General features: G+C 70.3%; 21 protein-coding genes. 12 read left to right on the forward strand and 9 right to left on the reverse strand.

Annotated elements, in window-relative coordinates; all coding sequences use genetic code 11:
- The first annotated feature begins 108 nt into the window (after positions 1 to 108).
- Positions 109 to 687, forward strand: coding sequence for a hypothetical protein (locus AC1XX3_RS05625; RefSeq protein WP_483320080.1), 579 nt, complete (start codon positions 109 to 111; stop codon positions 685 to 687).
- A complete protein-coding gene (locus AC1XX3_RS05630; protein ID WP_483320081.1) occupies positions 684 to 1,094 on the forward strand; it encodes a hypothetical protein in 411 nt (136 codons plus the stop codon). The genes AC1XX3_RS05625 and AC1XX3_RS05630 overlap by 4 nt, the downstream gene beginning before the upstream one ends.
- Positions 1,095 to 1,099: 5 nt before the next feature.
- On the opposite strand, the gene AC1XX3_RS05635 is transcribed toward AC1XX3_RS05630, so the two are convergent.
- On the reverse strand, positions 1,100 to 2,263 hold the full coding sequence (locus AC1XX3_RS05635) for an anhydro-N-acetylmuramic acid kinase (RefSeq protein WP_483320082.1): 1,164 nt from the start codon (positions 2,261 to 2,263) through the stop codon (positions 1,100 to 1,102).
- 164 nt (positions 2,264 to 2,427) lie between these two features.
- Between AC1XX3_RS05635 and AC1XX3_RS05640 the strand changes: the two genes are divergently transcribed.
- From AC1XX3_RS05640 to AC1XX3_RS05660, 5 genes are all read left to right on the forward strand, one after another.
- A complete protein-coding gene (locus tag AC1XX3_RS05640; RefSeq protein WP_483320083.1) occupies positions 2,428 to 4,053 on the forward strand; it encodes a circularly permuted type 2 ATP-grasp protein in 1,626 nt (541 codons plus the stop codon).
- Positions 4,047 to 4,973: an alpha-E domain-containing protein gene (locus tag AC1XX3_RS05645; protein WP_483320084.1), complete on the forward strand. Its 927-nt coding sequence runs from the start codon at positions 4,047 to 4,049 to the stop codon at positions 4,971 to 4,973. The genes AC1XX3_RS05640 and AC1XX3_RS05645 overlap by 7 nt, the downstream gene beginning before the upstream one ends.
- 1 nt (position 4,974) lies before the next feature.
- Positions 4,975 to 5,832 (forward strand): transglutaminase family protein, encoded by an 858-nt coding sequence (locus AC1XX3_RS05650; RefSeq protein WP_483320085.1) that lies wholly within the window; start codon positions 4,975 to 4,977, stop codon positions 5,830 to 5,832.
- 37 nt (positions 5,833 to 5,869) lie between these two features.
- Positions 5,870 to 6,715 carry a YbjQ family protein gene (locus AC1XX3_RS05655; protein WP_483320086.1) on the forward strand — a complete coding sequence of 282 codons (846 nt, stop codon included), beginning with the start codon at positions 5,870 to 5,872 and terminating at the stop codon, positions 6,713 to 6,715.
- Positions 6,716 to 6,806: 91 nt separating this feature from the next.
- Positions 6,807 to 6,989, forward strand: coding sequence for a DUF5302 domain-containing protein (locus AC1XX3_RS05660; RefSeq protein WP_483320087.1), 183 nt, complete (start codon positions 6,807 to 6,809; stop codon positions 6,987 to 6,989).
- A gap of 70 nt (positions 6,990 to 7,059) precedes the next feature.
- On the opposite strand, the gene AC1XX3_RS05665 is transcribed toward AC1XX3_RS05660, so the two are convergent.
- The 3 genes from AC1XX3_RS05665 to AC1XX3_RS05675 form a co-directional block, all read right to left on the reverse strand.
- A complete protein-coding gene (locus AC1XX3_RS05665; protein ID WP_483320088.1) occupies positions 7,060 to 7,716 on the reverse strand; it encodes an HAD family hydrolase in 657 nt (218 codons plus the stop codon).
- Positions 7,717 to 7,723: 7 nt separating this feature from the next.
- Entirely contained in the window at positions 7,724 to 9,709 is a 1,986-nt protein-coding gene (locus tag AC1XX3_RS05670) for a DUF5941 domain-containing protein (RefSeq protein ID WP_483320089.1), read from the reverse strand.
- 68 nt (positions 9,710 to 9,777) lie between these two features.
- A complete protein-coding gene (locus tag AC1XX3_RS05675) occupies positions 9,778 to 10,635 on the reverse strand; it encodes a hypothetical protein (RefSeq protein WP_483320090.1) in 858 nt (285 codons plus the stop codon).
- Positions 10,636 to 10,765: 130 nt separating this feature from the next.
- On the opposite strand from AC1XX3_RS05675, the gene AC1XX3_RS05680 reads away from it, so the two are divergent.
- Genes AC1XX3_RS05680 through AC1XX3_RS05690 form a run of 3 tightly spaced genes read left to right on the forward strand, consistent with a single transcriptional unit; the run spans position 10,766 to position 15,250 of the window.
- Positions 10,766 to 11,425, forward strand: coding sequence for a TetR/AcrR family transcriptional regulator (locus tag AC1XX3_RS05680; RefSeq protein WP_483320091.1), 660 nt, complete (start codon positions 10,766 to 10,768; stop codon positions 11,423 to 11,425).
- Between the two features lie 16 nt (positions 11,426 to 11,441).
- Complete coding sequence (locus AC1XX3_RS05685) at positions 11,442 to 13,178, forward strand: ABC transporter ATP-binding protein (protein ID WP_483320092.1); 1,737 nt, start codon at positions 11,442 to 11,444, stop codon at positions 13,176 to 13,178.
- A complete protein-coding gene (locus AC1XX3_RS05690) occupies positions 13,175 to 15,250 on the forward strand; it encodes an ABC transporter ATP-binding protein (protein WP_483320093.1) in 2,076 nt (691 codons plus the stop codon). The genes AC1XX3_RS05685 and AC1XX3_RS05690 overlap by 4 nt, the downstream gene beginning before the upstream one ends.
- A 12-nt stretch (positions 15,251 to 15,262) precedes the next feature.
- On the opposite strand, the gene AC1XX3_RS05695 is transcribed toward AC1XX3_RS05690, so the two are convergent.
- The 4 genes from AC1XX3_RS05695 to AC1XX3_RS05710 form a co-directional block, all read right to left on the reverse strand.
- Positions 15,263 to 15,796: a TetR-like C-terminal domain-containing protein gene (locus AC1XX3_RS05695; RefSeq protein WP_483320094.1), complete on the reverse strand. Its 534-nt coding sequence runs from the start codon at positions 15,794 to 15,796 to the stop codon at positions 15,263 to 15,265.
- Between the two features lie 264 nt (positions 15,797 to 16,060).
- On the reverse strand, positions 16,061 to 16,798 hold the full coding sequence (locus AC1XX3_RS05700; RefSeq protein WP_483320096.1) for an SDR family oxidoreductase: 738 nt from the start codon (positions 16,796 to 16,798) through the stop codon (positions 16,061 to 16,063).
- A 184-nt stretch (positions 16,799 to 16,982) separates the two neighbouring features.
- Positions 16,983 to 19,268: a glycoside hydrolase family 3 C-terminal domain-containing protein gene (locus AC1XX3_RS05705; RefSeq protein ID WP_483320097.1), complete on the reverse strand. Its 2,286-nt coding sequence runs from the start codon at positions 19,266 to 19,268 to the stop codon at positions 16,983 to 16,985.
- A 71-nt stretch (positions 19,269 to 19,339) separates the two neighbouring features.
- Complete coding sequence (locus tag AC1XX3_RS05710) at positions 19,340 to 19,924, reverse strand: alpha-ketoglutarate-dependent dioxygenase AlkB family protein (protein WP_483320098.1); 585 nt, start codon at positions 19,922 to 19,924, stop codon at positions 19,340 to 19,342.
- 83 nt (positions 19,925 to 20,007) lie between these two features.
- On the opposite strand from AC1XX3_RS05710, the gene AC1XX3_RS05715 reads away from it, so the two are divergent.
- On the forward strand, positions 20,008 to 21,597 hold the full coding sequence (locus AC1XX3_RS05715; protein WP_483320099.1) for a molybdopterin-dependent oxidoreductase: 1,590 nt from the start codon (positions 20,008 to 20,010) through the stop codon (positions 21,595 to 21,597).
- On the opposite strand, the gene AC1XX3_RS05720 is transcribed toward AC1XX3_RS05715, so the two are convergent.
- On the reverse strand, positions 21,598 to 22,458 hold the full coding sequence (locus AC1XX3_RS05720) for a helix-turn-helix transcriptional regulator (protein WP_483320100.1): 861 nt from the start codon (positions 22,456 to 22,458) through the stop codon (positions 21,598 to 21,600).
- Between the two features lie 100 nt (positions 22,459 to 22,558).
- Between AC1XX3_RS05720 and AC1XX3_RS05725 the strand changes: the two genes are divergently transcribed.
- Complete coding sequence (locus AC1XX3_RS05725) at positions 22,559 to 23,539, forward strand: SDR family NAD(P)-dependent oxidoreductase (protein ID WP_483320101.1); 981 nt, start codon at positions 22,559 to 22,561, stop codon at positions 23,537 to 23,539.
- Positions 23,540 to 23,556: the final 17 nt, after the last annotated feature.

Consider the following 23,556-nt stretch of genomic DNA (forward strand, 5'->3'; position numbering starts at 1 on the left):
CGCTCGGGCTCGGGTCTGTGGTGGCGGGCGTACTGGTCGTTTCGTGGTCTGGCACCGCGCCAGCCTATCGAGCGGGCAACGCACCCGACGACTGCAATACTGACCGCCATGTCGACGCCGTTCCCGCCGCCCGGCCAGGCGCAGCCCCGTGATCCGCACCAGCCGACCCCGCCCGATCAGTACGGCCCTCCCCCTCAGTCCGGCCCTCTCGCTCAGTCCGGCCCTGCGCCTCAGCACGGCTACCCACCGCAACCCGGCTATCCACAGCAACCCGGCTATCCACAGCTCGGGCCGTCGGCGCGGCCGGCCGACTCGGGTCAGCTGGTGCTGAACCTGCGCAAGCCGACCGGGCTCGGGTCTGCTTCCATGATCACGCCGATGGTCACCATCGACGGGTTCAACGCCCCGTGCCAGTGGGGGCGAAACGTCTATCCGGCGCCCGCCGGACGACGCTTCGTCACGGTGCGGTCGAACTACCTCTTCCCCTTCGGGCGCGCCGAGCTCCCGGTCGACGTGGCTGCGGGGCAGTCGGTCGAGGTCTTCTACGCCGGTCCGCTGCTGACGTTCCTGGGCGGCCGGATCGGGTTCGAGCCGCAGCAACCACCGGGCAAGGTGGGTCTCATCGGCGTCATCGCCGCCGTGTTCGTGGTCATCGCCGCGGCGGTCCTCGTCGGCGTGCTCACGTGACGGCGACCGGGCGGCTGGTGCTGCACCTGCGCGACCCAGAGCTCTTCCCGGCCCGCCGCCGCGTCACCCCGGGCCCGTCCGCACCGCAGGCCAGCATCGACGGTCGGCCGGTCCCGGTGGGCTGGGGCGACAACACCATCCCGGTCAGCCCCGGCGCGCACCGGCTTCAGGTCAGCTCGGTCAACCGCAGGGAGTACGGCCGCGCGGAGACGGCCGTCGATGTGGCCCCCGGCGAGCTGATCACCTTGCACTACTCCAGCCCGGTGTGGCGCTACGCCACCGCCACCATCGGTCCGCAGCCCCAGCCGCAGCGCGGCCGGACGCTGATGCTGACGTTCCTCGCCTCGACGATCGTGCTGCCGGTGCTGCTGGCCTTCGTCATGATCATCATCCTGCTCCAGATCTGAGCCGGTCAGCCGATCTGCAGGGCGCGGGGCGCCCGGGCCAGCGGCAGCACGTCGAGTGGGCGGCGACCGGGGGTGAGCGTGCCGAGCACGCTGTCGCGCCGGGCCCCGGTGCACGAGGCGATCGTGGCGGGCAGTCCGTGCACGGTCAGGAACCCCATCAGCGCGAAGGCGAGCGCCTCCTTCGCCTCGGACGGAACCCCCAGCTCGTCGGAGGTGCGCAGCGGCACGCCGTCCAGCGCCGCGAACAGCCGGGCCATCAGGGTCGGGTTCCGGGTGCCACCGCCAGAGGCGACCACCTCGGTGCCCTGCTGGCTGCGGACGGCGTCGGCCACGGTGCGGGCGGTCAGCTCGGTCAGCGTGGCCACCACGTCGTCGTCGCTCACCTGCGGGTGCCGCCCCAGCAGCTCGGCCAACGCGTCAGCGGTGAACAGCTCCTTGCCGGTGGTCTTGGGCGCCGGGCGGGCGTAGTACGGCTCCGCCAGCAGGTCGGCCAGCAGTGCATCGTCGACCCGGCCGCGAGCGGCGCGGACGCCATCCAGGTCGTAGTGCTCGGTCCCGCCGCTGAACCGGCGCACCGCCGCGTCCACTAAGGCGTTGGCCGGTCCGACGTCGAAGGCCACCGGGTGATCCCCGCCCACCTGGGCGGTCAGGTTGGCGATCCCGCCGAGATTGAGCGCCACCGGCCGACCGGGACGTGCCCGCAGCCACCACACGTCCAGCAGGCTGACCAACGGTGCACCTTGACCACCGGCAGCCACGTCGCGCGAGCGGAAGTCGGAGACGACGCCGAGCCCGGTCCGCTCGGCGATCCACGCCGGCTGGCCGAGCTGCAGGGTGCCCCGCACCTGGTCACCGTCGACCCAGTGGAAGACGGTCTGACCGTGCGACGCGACCAGGTCGGCCCGGCCGTCGGCGAGCTCGGCCACCGCCCGCTCCGCCACCGCCGCGAAGGCCTGTCCGATCGCCGTGTCGAGGGCGCAAACGGCTGCCATCGTCACCGGCGCCGGCGGCAGCGCCGCCACCAGCTCGGCGACCAGCTCCGGGGCGTACGGCACCGAGACCAGACCGAGTGGCTGCAGCCGCAGCACGTCGTCGACCACGGTGATCTCGGCGGCGGCGGCGTCGACCGCGTCGAAGGACGTACCGGACATCATGCCGATGATCTTCACCGCTCGGCCCTGCCGACCGGGCCGCCCGGCGCGTCGATCATGGACACCGACATGGCACCTTTCTCGTCGTTGCGTCCGACCACCGTAGTGGTGGCGCCGTCCCGGCCGGCGGCCACCCGAGGGTCTTTACTTCGCGGTAACGACCACCTCGGTACGCTCCGCTCATGACGGACGTCTTCTCGAGCTACCGCCCCGGTGTCGCATTCGACGAGATGATCGATCCGGATGGAGCGGTCCGCCCCTCGTACACCGCCGTCCACACGGTGCTGCGCAGTGTGAAACCCGAGGAACTGCACAGCATCGCGGAGTCGTTGGCCAACAGCTACACCCAGGCCGGCGTCACCTTCGACGTCGGCGGCGTGGAGCGACCCTTCCCGCTCGACATCATCCCCCGGGTGATCGCCGCGGCGGAGTGGGCGGGCATCGAGTCCGGGGTGGCCCAGCGGGTCCGGGCATTGGAGGCCTTTTTGGCCGACGTCTACTCCGACGCCCGGGTGATCGCCGACGGGGTCATCCCCCGACACCTGATCTCGTCCTCGAACCACTACCACCGTGCGATCTGGGGTGCGCAGCCGCACAACGGGGTCCGGGTGCACGTGGCCGGGGTGGACCTGGTCCGCACCCCCGAAGGTGACGTACGGGTGTTGGAGGACAACGTCCGGGTGCCCAGCGGCGTGTCGTACGTGATGACCAACCGCAGCGCCATGATCACCGCACTGCCGGACGCGTTCTCCAACCAGCGGATCCGGCCGGTGGCGGGCTATCCGCAACGGCTGCTGACCGCACTCCGGCTCGCCGCGCCGCCCGGCGTCGACGACCCGACGGTGGTGGTGCTGACCCCGGGCATCTTCAACTCGGCCTACTTCGAGCACACCCTGCTGGCCCGGACCATGGGCGTGGAGCTGGTGGAGGGCCGCGACCTCGAATGCCGGCGCGGCAAGGTCTTCATGCGCACCACGGCAGGGCTGCGGCGGGTGGACGTCATCTATCGCCGCATCGACGACGACTTCATCGACCCGGTGCACTTCCGCAGTGACTCGATGCTCGGCGTGCCCGGTCTGGTGAATGCGGTACGCACCGGCGGGGTGGCGCTGGCCAATGCGATCGGCAACGGGGTGGCCGACGACAAGCTGGTCTACACCTATGTCCCCGACCTGATCCGCTACTACCTGGACGAGGAGCCCATCCTGGCCAACATCGACACCTGGCGACTGGAGGAGCCGGCGGCCCGCGAAGAGGTGCTGGACCGACTGGACGAGCTGGTGGTGAAGCCGGTCGACGGCTCCGGCGGCAAGGGCATCGTGATCGGTCCGCGCGCGTCGGCAGCGGAGCTGGCCGCCCTGCGCCAGCGGGTGATCGACGACCCTCGTGGCTGGATCGCCCAACCGCTGGTGCAGCTGTCGACAGTACCGACGCTGATCGAGGACCGGCTGGCCCCGCGCCACGTCGACCTGCGGCCGTTCGCGGTCAACAACGGCGAGGAGGTGTGGGTGCTGCCCGGCGGGCTCACCCGGGTGGCACTGCCCGAAGGGGAGCTGGTGGTCAACAGCAGCCAGGGCGGCGGCTCCAAGGACACCTGGGTGCTCAGCACTCCGGTGGTGCGGACGGTGCAAGACGATCCGGGCGTCGCCGCCGAGCCCGACGACCCACCACCCCCACCGGCGCCGATTCCGGTGCCGCTGACCGTGGCGCGCCCGCAAGCGGTTCGGCTCCCGCCGTTGGTCGACCTGCGTGATCAGCCGGAACAGCAGCAACAGGCTCCGGGCCCGATCGGCGGCGCACCGTGCTGAGCCGCATCGCTGAGTCGCTGTTCTGGATCGGTCGATACGTCGAGCGCTCCGACGACACCGCGCGGCTGCTGCAGACCCACCTGCGGGTCTTGGCCGAGGAGACCACCTCCAACGAGGTCGAGGCCTGCCGCAACCTGCTGGCCCTGATGAGCATCGACCACATCGAGGACCCCACGCACGAGGACCTGCTGCGGGTCCTGGGCTATGACGGGTCGGAGCCGAGCTCGATCGTCGCCGCCTGGGCGGCTGCCCGCGACAACGCCCGTCGGGCCCGCGAGGTGATCCCCCTGGACCTGTGGGAGTCGATCAACACGACCTGGCACCAGCTGCCGTCCGGGCGCTTCCTGACCGCCCGGGCGCACACCTTCTTGGACTGGACCCGCGAGCGCAGCGCCCTGTTCACCGGTCTGGCCCGCAACACCATGGTCCGCGACGACGGCTGGCAGTTCCTGCTGCTCGGCCGCAGTCTGGAGCAGGCCGACATGACCTCCCGGCTGGTGGCCTCCGCCGCGCTGACCACCGGCGGTACGCAGTGGCCGTCGGTGCTGCGCGGCTGCGGCGGACACGACGCGTTCCTGCGGACGTACCGCGGTTTCCACGCCGACCGGGAGGCGGCCGAGTTCTTGATCCTCGACGCACGGTTCCCCCGCTCGGTGATGCACGGACTGCAGGCAGCGACGGAGTGCCTGTCCAACGTCGCCCGGGCCAACCCCGCCTCGGCGCAGCCGGCCGAGGCGATGCGAACCCTGGGACGGCTGCAGGCCCACCTCGAGTACACCCCGATGGACGAGCTGCTCGGCAACCTCGACGTCGAGATGAAAGCGGTGCAGGACGTCTGCGCTCTGGTCACCGCGGCGGTGTCGCGCAGCTTCTTCGCGGCCGCGGACCCCCGCGCCTGGATCACGGAAGGAACGCGTTGACATGCGGCTGAGCATCGACCACACCACGGGGTTCCGCTACGCCACGCCGGTCGCCTCGTCCTACAACGAGGCCCGGATGCTGCCCGCCACCAGCGAGCATCAGACGGTGTGGAGCAGCCGGATCAGCATCGACCCGTCGCCGTGGAGCTTCACCTACACCGACTACTGGGGCACCACCGTCACCACCTTCGAGCTGCACGAACCGCACGAACGGCTGACCGTCCACGCGCAGGCGGTGGTCGAGACCCGGGGCGACTACACACCCTGGGACACCGAGCACCGGGTCGCCGAGAACGACCTCGGCTGGCTCGCCCTGCACGACCGTGGCGTGATCGACTCGATGACCGAATATCTCACCGTCACCCCGCGGACCGAGCCGCCCGATGAGCTGCTGGCGCTGGCCCACGACGCGGCGGCCGCGCAGCCGCCCCGGCTCGCCGCCTTGGAGGTCTGCCGGCTGGTGTCGGAACGGTTGCGCTACGAGCGCGGCTCGACCGGGGTCAACAGCACAGCCCGTGAGGTCTGGGAGGGCGGTGCCGGCGTCTGCCAGGACTACGCCCACGTCGCCTTGGGCGCGCTGCGCTCGATCGGGCTGCCGGCCCGCTACGTGTCTGGCTATCTGCATCCGGGGCGGGAGGCCCAGCCCAACATCAAGGTCAGCGGTGAGAGCCACTCATGGATCGAGTGGTGGTGCGGCAGCTGGGTGGCGTACGACCCGACGACGCGTCAACGGCTGTCCGACAGCTATGTCCGGGTCGGTCACGGCCGCGACTACGGCGACGTCGCGCCGCTGCGCGGGACGTACTCCGGCGGCGCGTCCAGCATGTTCGTCACGGTGGAGATGACCCAGCTCGGATGATCTTCCTCCTGCCCCGGGCGACCACTATGTTGGCGCCATGAGCAACTACGGTCAGCAGCCCTACGGGCAGAACCCTTACGGCCAGCAGCCGCCGAACCCCTACGCTCCCCAGCCCTACGGCCGGCCCCAGCAGCCGTACGGTCAGCCGCAGCAGCCGTACCAGCCGCAACAGCAGCAGCCGGCCTATCCCTCGCAGCCAGGCCAGCCGCCGTACGGCCAGGGCTATCCGCCGGCACCGCCCGGGCCGGGGCAGCCGCAGCAGTACGGGCAGCAGTCCGCGTCGACGTGGCAGCCGCAGCCGCCGGCGCCGCGCACCCCGACCAAGGTGGACCGGCCGATCGTGGTCGTCACGATGGACTTCGTCCCGGGTCGCCAGGTCAGCGAGGTGCTCGGCGAGGTGGTCGGCGTGGTCGCCCGGGGCCGCGAGCTGCCGCGCGAGCTGCGCACCGGCAACCCGGCCGAGGCGTACGTCTCGATGCTCACCACCTCCCGGCAGGACGCGGTCGGCCGGCTGGTCGAGATGGCCCAGGAGGCGGGCGCGAACGCGGTCGTCGGACTGCGCTATGACTGCAGCGAGATCACCCAGTCGCTCAGCGAGGTGGTGGCCTACGGCACAGCCGTGGTGCTCGCCCCCCTGCCGCAGGAGAGCGAGAGCTCGGCCGAGGACACGACCGCGGAACAGGACACGACGGCGAACCAGCCCGCGGCGACGGACTCGTCCGGTGCCGGAGACGAAACCGCCGAGGACCCGGACAGCACCAGTGTGCGCGCCGAGGGCTCGTCGGCGCTATCACCGCAGAGCGCACCGGCGGTCAGCCCGGCCCAGCCAGTGTCCGCACCCGCCCAATGGCCACCGCCGCAGCAGTGGCCACCGCGCGACTGACCTCCTCGCACGGAGCGGCTGGGCGACGGAACAGTCACCGCCGAGAGGCAATCCGCTGGCCGAATGCGCCCGGTCGGGTAAGAATGAGCGTATGAACGCCGATCAGACGTCCGCCGGGGAGTCCCCCGAAGAAGCCACCAAGCGCAAGTTCCGTGAGGCCCTGGAGGCCAAGAAGGGTCGCCGCGGCGAGGACCACATCGACGAGGGCCAGCCCACCGTGCACGCACACGGTCCGGTCGAGTCCAAGCGGGTCTTCCGCCGCAAGACCGGCTAGGCCCAGCTGACTGACCCGGCCAGGCTGACCCGGCCAGGCTGATCCCGTGCGCCGAGTCCCTCCCGGGGGCTCAGGCGCGGGCGAGCTGGATGCCGGCCTCGGTCACCAGGAACCGCACATCGGCCAGGGTGGTGACCACCGCGTCGGCGATCAGCTCCGCCGCCGGCGTGGTGGTCGTCACCGCCAAGGTGTGGCAGCCGGCCGCGTGCGCTGCCTGCAGGCCCTTCGGCGCGTCCTCGACCACCAGGCAGTGGGTGGGGTCGACACCGAGGCGCCGTGCCGCCTCCAAGAACGGGTCAGGGTGCGGCTTGCCGCGCTCGACGTCGTCGACGGTCACCACGACCGACGGCGGCTGCAGCTGGGCGGCCGCGATCCGGGCGGTGGCCAGCGGGCGCGTGCAGGAGGTGGCGATGGCGCTCTTGGCGTCGGCCAGCTCCGCCAGCGCCTCGGCAGCGCCGGGCAGCACGACGATGTCGTGGACATCGTTGATCTCCAGCTCGTTGATCCGTTCGATCGCCGCCTGGTGGCGATCCTCGGGCACCAGGGCGCGGACCACTCCGGCCGAGGGCACCCCGTGCTGGCCGGCCAGGTCCTCCGCACTCAGCCCGTGCTCGCCCGCCCAGATGGTCCAGGCGCGCACCACCGCCGGGGTGGAGTCGATCAGGGTCCCGTCCATGTCGAAGATGACGGCGTCGAAGGTCAGCTCGAAGAGCTTGTCGAGACTCACGTGTTGGCTACTTTCGGATCGTCGGCGCAGTCGGCGTTCGCCACTGCCGTACCGATTCTGCTAGATAGACCACAGCCAGCCAGCCGGCCAGCACCAACAGCACGACTCGCATGGCGGCCACCGGGTCCTGGGCGACGAGGGCCACGACCAGCAGCGCCACGGTCACCGCGACGATCCGCCCGTCGACCCCCAGCCCCGCCCGGGTGCCCCATCGCCCGGGTCGGGCCCCGGTCAGGCGGGTGGCATAGATCAGGTCGTAGCGGCGGTAGGCCACCACGGCCAAGAAGACGAAGACCTGAGGGCCCAGGGGCCCGATCCACAACACGGCGGCGAGCACCCCCGCCTCGGCGGCCCAGACCAGGGGCAGCGTCTGCCAGGCGAGCGGGGACCGCAGCGGCCGCCCGCAGGCCAGCCCGCAGGCCGCGGCGCCGAGGACGGCGCAGGCCACGGCGATCCCCAACCGGTCGGCCCCGATGGCCGCGATCGCTCCCAGCCAGAGCGCGAGGGTGACCGCGAAGCCGGCCGGAAACGGCAGCCGACCACACCGGGCGGCGATCCTGGCCAGCGGACCGAGGTCGAGCTGGTCGAGCAGCTCGTGCCCATCCGGCAGCTGTGCCGGTGCGGGACCGCGGCGCACCGCCAGCAGCAGCCGGCCGCCCTGGGTCCACGCCAGCGCCAGCCCCGAGGTGACGATGGCCGCGATCAGCACCCAGGTCGGACGGAGCGTGAGCAGCCCGAGCGACAAGATGAGATAGCGCTCAGCGATCGGGACATGGACGAGCTTCTTCAGCCAGAAGACGAGCACGTCGCGCCGGGTCGGTCGGCGCAGCGTGGTCCGTCCCGCGACGCCGTCATCGGCCACGTCCAGCGGCAACAGCGTCGGCCTGCTCTGCCTGCTCGGGGCCAGCCGATCGGTGTAGCTCTGGTCCTCGAGGTGACGCGCCGTGACCACGGCCATCGCCACGATGGCCAGCAGCCAGCCCGAGGAGTGACCCTGGCGAGTGGCGACCGAGGCCAGAGCGGCGAAGACGGCGTATTCCTTGACCCGGTCGCCGACGCCATCCAGCCAGGCGCCGAGGGTGGAGAACCGGCGGGTGAAGCGGGCGATCTCGCCGTCCATGCAGTCGATCACCAAGGCCAGCTGCAAGGTGACGGCGGCGACCACCCAGGCCACCGGTTGGCCCGACCAGATCAGCGCGGCGGTGAGCAGCCCCACCAGCAGGCTGACCAGGGTGAGGGCGTTGGGCGACCAGCCGAACCGCAGCCCGAGCGCCGTCCCGCGGCGGGACACGGGGCGGACGACGAACCGGGAGAAGAAGCCGTCGCCGCCGCGCGAAGCGGTCCGCAGCCGCTGTGCCCAGGGCGAGCCGGCAGCCCCGGACTGCGCGGTGGCGCCCCGGCGCCAGCCGAAGAAACCGAGGGTCTGGGGCGAGACGACCACCCCACCCCGGACCAGCGTGACCAGGGCCAGGTCGAACAGGTCCGGAGCCGGCGCGGTGACGGCGGCCGACCACAGCTCGGCCGCCCGGACACGATCGGCACCGGCGACCCGCAGCACCCCGACCGAGATGCGGTTGGGTCGTCCGACCTGATGGGAAGCACTCTGGGCGGACTCGATCGCCCGGCCGTCGGGTCCCACCCGCACGACGGTGGCGTGCTCCACGCCATCGACCGGCTGCGCCAGCTCGATCGAGTACGGATCGGCGACGAGCGCAGCGGTACGGTCCCCCGGGCGGTCCAGCAGGTCCAGCAGCGCCGGCCCGGAGATCTCCAGGTCGGCGGCGACCACCACCAAGGGGCGGCTGCCGGTGGCACCGGCGATCAGCGCCAGCGCGGCCAGGTCGGCGGCGGGCAGCGGGTGGTCGGCCAGTCCGAGCTCGGCGAAGGCCGCAGCCGTGACTGGTCGGGCGGGGCCAAGGAAGACGACGTCGGCCCCGGCGGAATGCCCGTGTACAGCACGTGCAGCCGGGCTGCCGATCGAAGCCTCGGGCATGGCGGCATGCTATCGCGGCCGGCGGCGGACCCCGCCCGACCAGACCCGGCCACGCCCACAGGTCCGCCTCACAGGCGGCCGTATGCCTGCAACGTCCGCAAGGCGTCGACGGTGACGGCGCCACGCCACTCCCAGGCCGCGACCGGACTCCATTTCGCCCAGTCGAAGTCCCAACCGCCATCGGGCTGCTGGCTCGCCTCGAGTGCGTCCACTGCCTGCTGCAGAACCGCTGGATCGAAGAGCCCCGTGCCGAAATGCGCCGGCCACGGTGCGATCACCAAAGGATCGAGCGCCTCATCCTCAGCGCCACCCTCGACCACGATGCGACCGTCGGCCGGCATCAGCCCACGGAGACGGTCGATCTCCACCTCGGCTCGGGCCCGGTCCGGCGTGGCGTCGAGGAAGTCGACGACATATTTGAAGGTGTACGCGTTGGCCGCTGACACGGCACCGAGCTGCGCCCAGCAGTAGGCGGCGGCGCCGACGAGCCACGGGTGATCGAGCTCCAGCCGCAGTGCCGCAGCAGTCAGCTGGACGGTGGCGAGCAGCGACGACTCCGGCGCGGGCAGCATCCAGGGAGCGGCCGGCTGGTCGGCAGCAGAAGCCAGCACGAAGGGAACTCCGCCGTCGTCATTGGTGACCGTGGCCAGCCAGTCGAGGCTGCCCAGGGCCAGGTCCTCGCGGTCGGCTGAGGCTGGGACCGTGGCGAGGATCTCCAGGGCGTACCGGACCGGGATGGGTTGGCTGGACGGACTCCGCAGGTCAGGTTCCAGCGCGCCGAAGCCACCGTCAGGATTGCGATAGGCACGCACCGCGGCGAGCACCAGCTCTGCCGGCAGGCCGTCGAAGGCGTGCTGGAAACGGCGGCGGTCCACCAGCCGGGCGTGGGTGTGCACAAAGGTCCGGGCGGCAGCGAGGTCGGTCACGACCCCAGCATCCCAACCGCGGTCAGGCTGCGCCAGAGCGTCCGAGCCGCCGCGTGGGAACCAGACCGATGGGCCAGCTGATTTCCGAAAAGGCATTGCTGAGTGAGCGCTCACTCAGTACGATCCACGGGTGCCCCGCGCAACCCCCCTTCCACCCGACGAGCGTCGGGCCCATCTCGTTTCGGTGACCGAACGGCTGATCGCCGAGCACGGTCGCATGGTCAGCACCAAGGAGATCGCGGAAGCCGCCGGAGTGGCGGAGGGGACGATCTTCCGCGCGTTCCCGAGCAAGGACTCGATCATCGATGCGATCGTGGCCGAGGCCTTCGACCCGCGCCCGACCTGCGACGAGATCGCCGCCGTTGACCCCACCCTCGACCTGCACGATCGACTGGTCGAGGTGACGACGATCATGCAACGCCGCATCCACCGGGTCGTCTCCTTGTTCAGCGCCTTGTCCGTCACCCGGTTCCAGGGTCAGAACAACTCCGAGCTCAAGGAGAAGCGTCACCGCGACGACCGGCTGCTGAACGACGCCATCACCGCGGTGATCATGCCCGACCGGGCGCTGCTGCGGATCGACCCCGAGGACGCTGCGAACCTGCTGCGCTCGCTCACCTTCACCGCCACCCACCCGATGCTCACCGAGCGCGGCCACACCACGCCCGAACAGATCGTCGACATCCTTCTCTACGGCGTCACCGAACGTAGCCAATGCGCGCCGCTCGCCGCACCTGCGGCGCCCGCCGCCATCCCGACCGAAGCTTCCGCGACGCCAGGCGCCGCATGATGACGAAAGGATCCGCATGCTGATCCAACTGCTGCGCAGCTATCTCGCGCGGTACAAGAAACTGCTCCTCGGGGTGCTGGTGCTGCAGTTCCTCGGCACCATGGCGGCGCTGTATCTGCCGAGCCTCAACGCCTCGATCATCGACGACGGCGTGGCCAAGGGCGACACCGGCTTCATCTGGAGCACCGGTCGGCTGATGCTGCTGGTCAGTGCGATCCAGGTCGTCTGCTCGATCGGCGCCGTCTACCTCGGGGCGCGGACCGCGATGGCCTTCGGCCGCGATGTCCGCGCCGCGATCTTCGACCAGGTCCAGACCTTCTCCGCCCGCGAGCTGAACAAGTTCGGCGCGCCGTCGCTCATCACCCGCAACACCAACGACGTCCAGCAGGTGCAGATGCTGGTGCTGATGACCTGCACCATGCTGGTCGCCGCCCCGATCACCATGGTCGGCGGCATCATCTTCGCGCTGCGCGAGGACGTCGGGCTGTCCTGGCTCGTTGTGGTCGCCGTACCGCTGCTGGGTGCGGCGGTCGGGATCCTGGTCAGCAAGATGGGTCCGCTGTTCCGCGTCATGCAGACCCGCATCGACGTCGTCAACCGGGTGCTGCGTGAGCAGATCACCGGCATCCGGGTGGTCCGCGCCTTCGTCCGCGAGCCGTACGAGACAGCCCGGTTCGCCCGCGCCAACGCCGACCTGACCGCGACCGCCACCTCGGTGGGCCGGCTGCAGGCGTCGATGTTCCCGATCGTGATGTTCGTGATGAACCTCTCCAGTGTTGCCGTGCTGTGGTTCGGTGCGCGACGGATCGACATCGGCGCGATGGAGATCGGCTCCCTCACGGCGTACCTGACCTATCTGATCCAGATCCTGATGTCGGTCATGATGGCGAGCTTCTTGCTGATGATCGCGCCGCGTGCCGCGGTCTGCGCCGAGCGGATCAAGGAGGTGCTGGACACCGACTCCTCGGTCGTGCTGCCGGCCAACCCGGTCACCAGCCTGCGCAGCACCGGCACCGTCGCCCTGCGAGCCGCCGAGTTCACCTATCCCGGTGCTGACCACCCGGTCGTCCGAGACGTGTCCTTCGACGCCCGCCCGGGCCAGACCACAGCCATCATCGGCTCCACCGGCGCCGGCAAGACGACCCTGATCTCGCTGATCCCGCGGCTGTTCGACGCCACCGGCGGGTCGGTGGAGGTGGACGGCGTGGAGGTGCGTGAGCTCGACGCCGACCTGCTGTGGAGCCGGATCGGTCTAGTCCCGCAGCGACCGTTCCTGTTCTCCGGCACCGTGGGCAGCAACCTGCGCTACGGCAAGCCCGATGCGACCGACGAGGAGCTGTGGCACGCCCTCCGGGTGGCCCAGGCCGCTGACTTCGTCGCCGAGATGACCGGTCAGCTGGACGCCCCGATCAGTCAGGGCGGCACCAATGTGTCCGGCGGGCAGCGCCAGCGACTGTCGATCGCCCGGGCGCTGGTGAAGAAGCCCGAGATCTACATCTTCGACGACTCCTTCTCGGCCCTCGACGTCACCACCGACGCCCGGCTCCGGGCCGCGCTGAAGGCGGAGACCCGGGAGGCGGCCGTGATCATCGTCGGCCAGCGCGTCGCCACCATCGCCGACGCGGACAAGATCTTGGTGCTGGAGGACGGAACCATCGTCGGCTCCGGCACCCACGACGAGCTGCTCGAGACGTGCGCCACGTACGTCGAGATCGTCAACTCCCAACTGAGCGCCGAGGAGGTGGCCGCATGACCAGCACGACACGCACCCAGGACGGGCCCGACGACCCCACGACGGACCCGGCACCGGCCACCGGATCGTCGGTGCCCACGCCGAAGGCGCCCGAGCGTCCCAAATACCAGCCGAACGCCGGGTCGCGGATGTTCGGTCAGGGGCCTGCGCCGGAGAAGTCGATGAACTTCGGGCCATCGCTGCGTCGGCTCCTCGGCCACCTGGCCCCCGAGCGCGTCGTCATGATCGCCGTCATCGCACTCGCCGTCTTCGGCATTGCGATGAGCGTGGTCGGGCCGAAGATCCTCGGCTGGGCCACCGACGTGATCTTCACCGGCATCATCGGCAAGCAGCTGCCGGCCGGAGCCAGCAAGGAGCAGGTGGTCGAGTCGCTGCGGGCGCAGGGCAACAACACCTTCGCCGACATGGTGCAGCGGCTCGACATCATCCCGGGCCAGGGCATCGACTTCGACCGGCTGGGGCAGATCCTGCTGCTCGCGTTAGGGCTCTATCTGGCGTCATCGCTGTTCTTGTGGCTCCAGGGCTATCTGCTCAACGGCGCGGTGCAGCGCTCCATCTACGCGATGCGCGCGGAGGTCGAGGCCAAGCTCAACCGGCTGCCGCTGCGCTATTTCGACCGGCAGACCCGTGGCGAGCTGCTCAGCCGAGTCACCAACGACATCGACAACGTCTCGCAAGCCCTGCAGCAGACGCTGAGCCAGCTGCTCACCGCCCTGCTGACCGTCATCGGCGTGGTGATCATGATGTTCGTGGTCTCGCCGACGTTGGCGCTGATCGCGCTGATCACCATCCCGGTATCGGTGCTGATCACCGGACTGATCGGCAAGCGGTCACAGAAGCTGTTCGTGCAGCAGTGGAAAACCACCGGTGAGCTCAACGGGCACATCGAGGAAGCCTTCACCGGTCACGCGTTGGTCAAGGTGTTCGGCCGGCAGCACGAGGTGGAGGAGGTCTTCGCCGAGAAGAACGAAGGGTTGTTCCGATCCAGCTTCGGCGCGCAGTTCGTGTCCGGCATCATCATGCCGGCCATGATGTTCGTCGGGAACCTCAACTACGTGGTCATCGCCGTCATCGGCGGCCTGCGGGTGGCGAGCGGCACCATGAACCTCGGTGACGTCCAAGCCTTCATCCAGTATTCGCGCCAGTTCACCCAGCCGCTGACCCAGCTGGCCTCGATGGCCAACCTGCTGCAGTCCGGAGTCGCCTCGGCCGAGCGGGTGTTCGAGGTGCTGGACGAGGAGGAGGAGTCGGTCGAAGCGGCCGGCGCCCTCAACCCGACCCGTGGCCGGGTGGAGTTCGACCACGTCCGGTTCGCGTATGACCCGGCGACGCCGCTGATCACCGACTTGTCCCTGGTCGCCGAACCCGGACACACGGTGGCGATCGTGGGACCGACCGGGGCCGGCAAGACCACCCTGGTCAACCTGATCATGCGGTTCTACGAGATCGACGGCGGGCGGATCACCCTCGACGGCGTCGACATCACCTCGGTCCCCCGCTCGGCGCTGCGGGCCAGCATCGGCATGGTGCTGCAGGACACCTGGCTGTTCCACGGCACGATCCGGGAGAACATCGCCTACGGGCGTCCGGACGCGACCGAGGCCGAGATCATCGCGGCAGCGGAGGCGACGTACGTCGACCGGTTCGTGCACTCGCTGCCGGACGGCTACGACACCGTGATCGACGAGGAGGGCAGCAACATCAGCGCCGGCGAGAAGCAGCTGGTGACCATCGCCCGCGCGTTCCTGGCCGACCCAGCGTTGCTCATCCTGGACGAGGCCACGAGCTCGGTCGACACCCGCACCGAGGTGCTGGTGCAGCACGCCATGGCGGCACTGCGCAGCGATCGGACCAGCTTCGTCATCGCTCACCGGCTGTCGACGATCCGGGACGCCGACGTGATCTTGGTGATGGAGAACGGCAACATCGTCGAGCAGGGCAGCCACGAGGAGCTGCTGGAGCGGCAGGGGCACTATTACGCCCTCTACAACTCCCAGTTCGCCGGCGCCGTCGAAGACGCGGAACCCGCTGGGGCCGAACCCGTGCCGGTCGGGCCGCCGGCCGGAGGCTGACGGTCCCCCGGCTTACCGGGGGGCCACGCCGTCGAGCAGGTTGGTGACCAGAGCCACCAGGAACTCGTCACTGACGGGCTCGTCCGGCACCAGCAGCCGGTGGTAGACCGCACCCCAGAGCTGATCGACGAGGACCTGGGCGTCGACCTCGGGACGGAGCTGCCCCTGCTCTTGGGCCCGGACCAGCCGTTCGCACGCGAGCTTGCGCCGGTTCGACGAATACAGCACCCGATAGGTGGCGGCAAGGTCCGGATCGGTCTGGGACTCACCGATCAGCTGGGTCAGCACGCGTCCGCCCGCCGTCTTGGTCATCACCGTGGCGAAGGCCCGCAACTGGCTGAGCAGGTCGGCGCGGATGTCCCCGGTGTCGGGGAAGGCCAGGGCCTTCTCGACGGCATGGAGATAACCGTCGAGGGCGAGCGAGCCACGCGACGGCCACCACTTGTAGATCGTGGTCTTGCTGACTGACGACAGCCGAGCGACTCGTTCGAAGGTGAGGTCGGCGATCCCCTCGCTGAGCAACAGCTCCCCGACGGTGCGCAGCACGTCTGCTCTGACCTCGTTGGCTGGACGCCGACCGCGGCCCCTGCGGGGTGCGGGCTGAGCGGGCTGGGTCGACACACTGTCCTTCCATCGTGGCGGGGGTGAGCCAGTCTAGAGACCCACCAGGGATCGCGTCGTCAGTCGACGGCATGGTCGGCGACGAGTCCCGGGACGACGATTGACGTCTCGACGCCAGGTAGGAAAGGCGCCGGTGGCCCGAGGCCTTCTCGTTTCTCAGTCGTGGAACGCGATGGTGGCCGATCGGGGTCAGGCCATGCCGCCGTTGACGTAGATCACCTGACCATTGATCCAGCGACCGGGGCCGGCGAGGAAGGCGACGGTCTCGGCCACATCGACCGGGGCGCCGAGGCGCTCGAGCGGGTTGCTCTTGGCGAAGTGCGCGACGGCAGCCTCATCCTTGCCGTTCAGGAACAGCGGCGTGGCCGTCGGTCCCGGGGCAACGGCGTTGACCGTGATGTCGCGGCCCCGCAGCTCGCGGGCGAGGACGAGCGTGATGGCCTCGACGGCTGCCTTCGAGGCGACGTAGGCGCCGTACGTCGGCAGCTGGGTGCGCGTGACGCTGGTGGAGAAGTTGATCAACGCTCCGCCGGCGCGCAGTCGGTTCGCCGCGAGCCGGCCGACGACGAAGGTCCCACGGATGTTCGTGCGGTGCATCCGGTCCAGGTCGGCGAGATCCAGCGACGCGATCGGCGAGAGGATCATGATGCCGGCGGTGTTGACGACGACGTCGATCCCGCCGACCGCCGACTCCATGGTGTCGAAGGCTTCACTCATCGCGACCTCGTCGGCGACGTCGCCGCCGACGGTGATGGCGGAGCCGCCCTTCTCGCGCACATCGGAGGCCAGCCGTTCGGCCCGGTCCGGGTTGCCGGCGTAATGGATCCCCACAGCGAAACCATCGTGGACGAGCCGTTCGACCACTGCGCTGCCGATGCCGCCGGCGCCGCCGGTGATCAGTGCCGTGCGGCTGGTGGTGGTGTTCATGAGGTACTCCTTTGATAATGGACGGCAAGTTCATATAACCATGGAAATGGTCGCGTCGTCCACATAATTGGAGATCCCTCGTCGATCGGTTGTCGAAGAGCTCGCCAACAGCGACGGGTCAGCTGATCGCGCGCGCACCCGAAGTTGACCGATGTTGCGCCCGCCGGCCTACTGCCGGCTGGACTCAGAGCTGAGCCACCAGCTCCGCCAGACGGTCACGGTCGAACCCCATCGCACCGAAGCCCGCCAGGGTGCTCATCGGCATCGTCCCGACCACCCGGATCATCTCCTCGTTCAACACCGCGCCCGGTCCGCCGCCGCTGCTCATCAGCTCCCGTCCGCGCGGGTTCGCCAGCCATTCCTGCAGCGTCGAGTCAGCTGTGAGTGGTGCGGCGATCGTCGGCGCCTCGATGGCGAGAACCACGGTGGCAGCCAGGTCGCGACTCGACGTACCGACACCGATCGCGAAGTCGCCGGACTCGACCACCCAGCGGCGATGGACGACCGACCAGAACGCGAACGAACGCTCGTCCAGCTCGAGGCTCACCTCTCGGCTCTCCCCCGGCTCCAGCCAGACCTTGGCGAACGCCTTCAACTCACGCACCGGCCTGCTGACCGAGCACGCCAGGTCGCCGACGTAGACCTGGACCACCTCAGCGCCGGCCACGGCTCCGGTGTTGGTCACCGTGGCGGTCACGGCCACGGCCAGGTCGCCGTCGGCCACTGAGCCGGTGATCGTTGCGTCGATGCCGGTCAGCGCGAAGGTGGTGTAGGACAGCCCGAACCCGAACGGATAGCTCACCTGCTGGTCGAGCTTGTCATAGCCGCGATAACCGATGAACAGGCCTTCGCCGTAGCGCACCACCTGGGAGTCGCCGGGGAAGTTCAGGTAGGACGGGTTGTCCTCCAGCCGCAGCGGCAGACTCTCGGCCAGCTTCCCGGAGGGATTCGCCGCCCCGAGCAGCAGATCCACCGCCGCGCTGCCGCCGGCCTGGCCACCGAGCCAGCACTCCAGCACCGCAGCCACCTGGTGCTCCCAAGTGGACAGCCGGACCGCCGAACCGTTGGCGAGCACCACGACCGCCCGGTCGTGCACCGCAGACACCGCGTCGACGAGCCGCAGCTGGTTCTCCGGCAGGTCGAGATGGGTACGGTCGAAGCCCTCCGACTCCGCAGCCGACGGCAGCCCCAAGAACAGCAGCACGTGATCGGCGCCGCGAACCGCCGCCACCGCCTCCTCGCGCAACGCCTCATCATCTGGGCCCGGGTCAATGGTGAACCCCGGGACGAAGACCAGCTCGACGTCGCCACCCAGCGCTGCGGTCAGCGCCGCGAGAGCGTCGTCGACCCGGGTCGGGTTCACCTGCGAGCTGCCGGCTCCCTGATAGCGCGGGGTCCGGGCGAACTCGCCCACCACCACCACCTTCGCTCCGGCCACCGGCTGCAGCGGCAGCACCGCAGCGTCGTTCTTCAACAGCACCGCCGCCTCCTGGGCTGCTCGGCGGGCCAGGGCGTGGTGCGCGTCCAGGTCCAGCCCCGGCCCCTCGGCCTGCGTCAGCTGCACCCGTTCGGCTGACGCCGGCTGTGCTTTGGCGACCAGCGTCAACACCCGACGGACGGCGAGGTCCAGCAGATCGGTGGGCAGTGCCCCGGACTCGACCGCCTCGATCAGCGCGACATCACTGTGGCCGAGCGCCGGTGGCATCTCCAGGTCCAGCCCCGCCATCAGCGAGGCGACCCGGTCGTGCACCGCGCCCCAGTCCGACACCACCAGACCCTCGAAGCCCCACTCGTCGCGCAGCACCTCGGTCAGCAACCAGTGGTGCTCACTGGCGTACGTCTGGTTCACCTTGTTGTAGGCGCACATCACCGTCCACGGCTGCGCCTGCTTCACCACCCGCTCGAAGGCGGGCAGATAGATCTCGCGCAGCGTCCGCTCGTCCACCTCGGCGCTGACCCGCAGCCGGTCGTCCTCCTGGTTGTTGGCCGCGTAGTGCTTCAGCGACGTCCCGATGCCCTGACTCTGCACGCCCTGCACCATCGCGGTGGCCAGCTCACCGGCCAGCCACGGGTCCTCGGAGACATACTCGAAGTTGCGCCCGCACAGCGGCGACCGCTTCATATTGATGCCCGGACCGAGCAGCACCGAGACACCCCAGTGCTTGGTCTCGCGCCCCAGCGCCTCGCCCACCTCGCGGAACAGCTCGACGTTCCACGACGAGCCCAACCCGGCCGCGGTGGGGAAACAGGTGGCCGGCACGCTGCCGCCGATGCCGACGTGGTCGGCCTCGTCCATCTGCGCCCGGAGCCCATGCGGTCCGTCGGCGACCATGATCCTGCTGACGCCGAGTCGCTCCACCGGAGCCGTGTGCCAGAAGGTGGAGCCCAGGCACAACGACGCCTTCTCGGCCAGCGTCAGCTCGGCTATCACGGCGTCGACATCGAACGGTGCGGCGGGGTCAACGGTCATCGGGGCTCCTCGACGGTGAGTGTGGTGGGTCCATGTCTAGCACCGACCCGCCGGTTCCGAGGGCCGACCGGCTACCCCGGTGATCGCGGCAGGAAGCGACGGAAGGTCAGGTTCAGCCGCGGACCGACCGGCCGGGTGGTCTTGGGCACTGCATGGGCGTACGCGCTCTGCGACTCCCCACTCATCACCAGCAGGTCGCCCTGACCCAGGTCCCAGGTCCACCGTTGGCGGGTCACACGATGCCGCAGCGCGAACCGACGCCGAGCGCCCAGGCTGACCGAGGCGATCGTGGGACGGGGACCGAGCTCCGGCTCGTCGTCGCTGTGGTAGCCCATCGAGTCCGAGCCGTCGCGATACAGGTTCGCCAGGCAGGAGTTGAACCCGAGGCCGAGCTCGTCGGCCAGTCGGTCCCGCAGCGCCGCCAGCGCCGTCGGCCAGGGTGACGGCGCGTTCACCACCCCCGAGTACGTGTACGGCTGGTCAGCGATCCAGCAGGTCAGCCGGGGCGTCGGCACCGTCCGCCCGAACAGGGTGATGTCGTGTTGTTCCCAGCTGATCTCGTTGACCAGCGCCTCGAACGTGGCGGCCGGCTCGTGCACCCAGCCGGGCCACAGGCGGACGCAGTCGGGCGCCGGATCCGGCTGCGTCGAGGCCATGGCGCCCACCGTACCCACCGGGAGCGGGGCCCCGCCCGAGCTCACTCGTTGTCGCATGCGGACCGGGAGCGCACTATGGACTCGTGCACCAGCGAGCGAGCAGGCCCTCCTCCGCCGACACCCCTGCAGCCCGGTGGTGGTCGCGCGGCAGCGGCGTCGTGGCCGGCCTGGCCGGGCTGGCCATCGCCGAGCTCGCTGCGGCGTTCGTCTCCCCCGCCGGCTCGCCCGTCACCGCGGTCGGCGCGCTGATCATCTCCGCGCTCCCCGCCGGGCTGGTGAACTGGGGCAAGGACACCCTCGGTCTCGCCGACAAGCCCATCCTGATCGGCATCATCACCCTCGGTGTCTTGGTGCTGTGTGGCCTGGCCGGGCAGCTGGAGCGTCGCCGGCACTATCTGGGTGCAGTGGTCTTCGCCGTCGTCGCCGCGATCGGACTGCTCGGCGTCGCCACCCGCCCCAGCGCCACCGCGGCCAGCTACGTCCCGACCGTGGTCGGGCTGCTGGCCGGTTATCTGATCCTGAACAGCCTGGTGGTCCGGCTGGCCCGCTGGCAGCCGCGCCGAGGCCGCAACGACGACCCCGATGCCTACGCCGGCGCCGTGGCCCCGGCGCGGCGGCAGTTCCTCGGCTGGACGCTTGTCATCGGCGCCCTGTCCGTGGCCGGTACGACCCTCGGGCGAACCTTCACCGCCGCCGCCAACGCCACCCTGCGGGCTCGCGAGGCGGTACGCCTCCCGGCTGCCGCCACACCGGCCCCGCCCGTCCCGGCCGGGGCCGACCTCGGCGTTGCCGACCTCACCCCGTACGTCACCGCCAATGACGACTTCTATCGGATCGACACCGCGCTGCAGGTGCCGACGATCAATCCGGACAAGTGGCAGCTGACGATCACCGGGATGGTGGAGAACGAGATCACTCTCGACTTCGCCGGCTTGCTGGCCAGGCCGCTGGTCGAACACGTCGCCACCTTGACCTGTGTCTCCAACGAGGTCGGCGGGACCCTGGTCGGCAACGCCTCGTGGCTCGGGTTCCCGATCCGGGAGCTGCTCGCCGAAGCGCGACCGACCGCGGGCGCCGACATGGTGCTGTCGACCAGCGAGGACGGCTGGAGTGCGGGCACACCGCTCGACGTGCTCACCGATCCGAACCGGCAGGCGCTGCTGGCAGTGGGGATGAACGGCGAGCCGCTGCCGGTCGAGCACGGCTTCCCCGTGCGGATGGTCGTCCCCGGCCTCTATGGCTATGTGTCGGCCACCAAATGGGTGACCAGTCTGCGGGTCACCACGTTCGCCGACGACCAGGGCTACTGGACGCCGCGCGGCTGGTCCGAGCGCGGCCCGATCAAGCTGGCATCACGGATCGACACCCCGCGGGACAGCAGCATCGACGCCGGTACGGTCGCGGTCGCCGGCGTGGCCTGGGCGCAGCACACCGGTCTGGCCAAGGTCGAGGTGCAGATCGACGACGGAGCCTGGCAGCCTGCCGAGCTCGCCGACACCACCGGTCCGGACACCTGGCGGCAGTGGAAGCTCAGCTGGGACGCCACCACCGGCGACCACACCCTGCGGGTCCGCGCCACCGACGCCGACGGGAAGGTCCAGACGGACCTCCGAGCCGATCCGGCTCCCGACGGGGCCTCCGGCCGGCACGAGATCAGCGTCTCAGTGCGCTGATCACCGCGCTGGCGCCATCTCCTGCATCCCCACCACCCGCAGCAGTGCCAGGGCCTCCGCGGCGGGCGTACCCGGCTCGGCGGAGTAGACGATCACCGACTGGTCGGCGTCCGGCAGCACCATGGTGTCGCAGTCGAGCACGATCGGGCCGATGGTCGGGTGCTCGATGGTCTTGCGCTGGCTGCGCCACGGCGCCGTCGCGCCCTCCTCCCACAGGCGACAGAACTCGACGCTGCCGGCCCGCAGCTCGGCCAGCAGCCGGCGGAGCCCCGGGTCGTCGGGATACCGGGCCGCGGTCGCCCGCAGACTGGCCACCGACTGCACCTCGGTGGCCTTCCGCTCCTCGGTGCTCATTGACACCCGCCCAAGCTGGGGGGCGTCCGGGTCGCCCAGGAACCGCTGCCAGATGATGTTGCGCCGATCCCGCGGGACCGCGGAGAGGTCACCCAACAGCGCCGAGGTCATCCGGTTCCAGGCGAGGATGTCGCCCTTGGCGCTGATCACCAGCACCGGCAGGTCGGCCAGCCGGTCCAGCAGCCGCTGGACACTCGGCCGGACCAGCTCCTCGATCCGTCCCGGTCGCGGCGGGACGCTGCCGGCCAGGTGGAAGAGCTGGTCACGTTCGTCGTCACTCAGCCGCAGCGCCCGAGCCAGTGCCCCCAGCACGGAAGCCGAGGGCCGCGGACCGCGGCCCTGCTCCAGCCGGACCACGTAGTCGACGCTGACGCCCGCCAGCTGGGCCACCTCCTCCCGCCGCAACCCGGTGACCCGGCGCCGGTCGCCGGCCGGCAGACCGACGTCGGCAGGCGACAACCGCGCCCGGCTCCGGCGCAGCACGGCGGCCAGCTCTGCTCGGTTCATGGTCCCAGCATCCCCCCTGGGCGCCGATCCTGCCTGGGACTCCCGATCCCAGGCTTCGCCAGCCCTGGAAGACCTTCAGAGACCGCCCGATGCTCAGAACATGACACATGAACTCTCTGCCCCATCCGTCCTCATCACCGGCGCCAACCGGGGTCTCGGCCGCGAGGCGGCCCGTCGCCTCAGTGCCCTTGGCTGGACCGTCTGGCTGGGCTCGCGCGACCTCACCGCCGGCGAGCAGGTGGCTGCCGAGGTGGCCACCGCCGGCGAGGTGCGTCCGATCGCCCTGGACGTCACCGACGACGCGTCGGTGGCCGCGGCCGCCAACACCATCGCCGCCGCCGCCGACTCCCTCGACGTGCTGCTCAACAACGCCGGGATCACCGGCCGCCATCTGTCGCCGGCCGAGACGACGCCCGCCCATTTCCTGCCGGTCTACGGGGTGAACGTGCTCGGCCCGGTCCGCACCACCCAGGCACTACTGCCACTGCTGCAGCGGGCCACCGCACCCCGGGTCGTGATGGTGTCCAGCGGCGTCGGGTCGTTCGGGGTCACCACCGACCCCGAACGGCTCGAGTCGACACTGCAGTCGCTGGTCTACCCCTCGTCGAAGGCGGCGCTCAACATGATCACCAGCCAGTACGCCAAGGCGTTCCCGGAGATCTTCTTCGCCTCGGTGGATCCCGGCTACACCGCCACCGACCTGAACGGGCACAGCGGCACCCAGCCGGTCGAGGTGGGAGCCGAGGTGCTGGTCCAGGCGGTCACCGGCAGGCCGGAACGTCCCAGCGCTCCTTCTTCGACGCCGCCGGGACGCTCCCCTGGTGAAGGACTACTGGCCGCCGATCTTGTCGTCGGCGGTCTGCTCGCCCTTCTCGATCTGCTCGGCACCCTTGCCGCCGGTCTTGGCCTCGGCGGCGTCACCGGCCTTCTCGATGCCCGCGTCGCTGGCCTTCTCCTCGCCGGCGTCGCCGGCCTTGTTCTTGAGCTCGTCCAGTCCCATGTCCACTCCTTGTCGAATATTCGACCGACGATAAGGTCGGCCGTCCTTCACGGGTCTCTACCCGCTCCGGTCCCGCACTAACGCCGCTCCACGTGTCG

It is taken from the genome of Microlunatus sp. M237, assembly GCF_056896895.1.